The 1,772-nt window shown below is 66.0% G+C and carries 1 protein-coding gene and 1 pseudogene; both read right to left on the bottom strand.

Features of this window, described 5'->3' with window-relative positions; all coding sequences use genetic code 11:
• Positions 1 to 23: 23 nt before the first annotated feature.
• The gene (purH, locus tag GOOTI_RS19400) at positions 24 to 1,604 is read right to left on the bottom strand and encodes a bifunctional phosphoribosylaminoimidazolecarboxamide formyltransferase/IMP cyclohydrolase (RefSeq protein WP_007240306.1); all 1,581 of its coding nucleotides are present in this window, start codon (positions 1,602 to 1,604) and stop codon (positions 24 to 26) included.
• Positions 1,601 to 1,772: pseudogene (locus tag GOOTI_RS19395) on the bottom strand (phosphoribosylglycinamide formyltransferase); the annotation flags it as partial. The gene purH and the pseudogene GOOTI_RS19395, both read right to left, overlap by 4 nt.

The following is a 1,772-nucleotide window of genomic DNA, read 5'->3' as shown; positions in this document are numbered from 1 at the left end:
CGTCCCGCATGGTGACGGCCGGGTCAGTGCGCGAAATGCCGTGCACCTGTGAGGTACAGGGTGACACCTGCCTCGGCTGCGGCTTCGATGACCTCGTTGTCGCGAATCGATCCTCCGGGCTGAACGACCGCCGAGACTCCCCCGTTGATCAGCACCTGCAGCCCGTCCGGGAAGGGGAAGAAGGCGTCCGATGCGCCGACGCTGCCCTTGGCCCTGTCCCCTGCTCGGGTGACGGCCAGATGCGCGGAGTCGACGCGATTGACCTGTCCCATTCCGACTCCGACGGACGCGCGGTCCTTGGCCAGCAGGATCGCGTTGGACTTCACCGAACGACAGGCGCGCCAAGCGAACTCCAGGTCGGCCAAGGTGTCGGGGTCGGCCGGCGGACCGGCGACCAGCGACCAGTTCTCGGGGTTGTCGCCCTCGGCGTCGAGGATGTCGCGATCCTGCATGAGCAGCCCACCGGACACCGGGCGGAACTCGAGCCCTGCACGCACCGGCGGGATGGCACGGAGAATGCGGATGTTCTTCTTGCGCTGCAGGACCGGGAGTGCGCCGTCGGCGAACCCGGGAGCGATGATGACCTCGGTGAAGATCTCGGCGACCTGCTCGGCCATCTCGACGGTGATCTCGCGGTTCGCCGCGATCACGCCTCCGTAGGCGCTCACAGGGTCGCAGGCGTGGGCGAGACGGTGTGCCTCACCGATCGTTTCACCAATCGCGATCCCACAGGGGTTGGCGTGCTTGATGATCGCGACGGCCGGAGCATCGAAGTCGTGCGCACTGCGCCACGCGGCGTCGGAGTCGGTGTAGTTGTTGTAGCTCATCTCCTTGCCGTGCAGCTGTTCTGCCGACGCGAGGCCTTCGGGCGCCGCGGTGGAGAGGTAGAGCGCAGCTGCCTGGTGAGGGTTCTCGCCGTAGCGCAGCACGTCGGAACGCTCCCACGTGAATCCGGACCACTCGGGGAACTTCGATCCGTCGGCGGCCGGCGCCACTTCCTTCGACATCCAGGACGCGACGGCGACGTCGTAATCGGCCGTATGGCGGAATGCCTTGGCGGCCAACTCGCGTCGCTGGGCGAGAGTGAAACCGCCGTCGGCAACAGCTGCCGAAACCTTCTCGTAGTCCATCGGGTCGACGACCACGGCGACCGTGGGATGGTTCTTGGCCGCGCCGCGCACCATAGACGGTCCACCGATGTCGATCTGTTCGATGCACTCGTCGGGCGTTGCACCCGACGCCACGGTCTCGGTGAACGGGTAGAGGTTGACCACGACGAGATCGAACGGGGCCACGCCAAGTTCGTCGAGTTGAGCGACGTGCGATTCCTTGCGACTGTCGGCGAGGATTCCCGCGTGGACCTTCGGATGAAGCGTCTTGACCCGTCCGTCGAGACACTCCGGGAACCCGGTCAGCTCTGACACCTCGGTCACCGGGAAGCCCGCCGCAGCAATGGTTTTCGCCGTCGATCCGGTTGACACCAGTTCGACGCCCGCCTCGTGCAACGCAGACGCCAGGTCGGCGAGGTCGGTCTTGTCGTAGACACTGACCAGAGCGCGCTTGATGGGGCGTCGACCGGTGTCTGCGGGGTTGGCTGCGTTCACGGAATCCGGGCCTTTCGTCCGTCGATGACAACTCCTCGGGTGACGAGTTTCGCCACAACGTCGGCGAGCAGGAAGCGCTCGACCGACTTGATGCGTTCGTGCAATGTCTCCTCGGTATCGCTCGGTGACACCATCACCGGCGCCTGCGCGAGGATCGGTCCGGTGTCG

The sequence above is a fragment of the Gordonia otitidis NBRC 100426 genome (assembly GCF_000248075.1).
In the GTDB taxonomy this organism is placed as follows: Bacteria; Actinomycetota; Actinomycetes; order Mycobacteriales; family Mycobacteriaceae; genus Gordonia; species Gordonia otitidis.
Note: the sequence above shows the minus strand (reverse complement) of the source record. Positions and strands in the feature narration are given on the sequence as shown.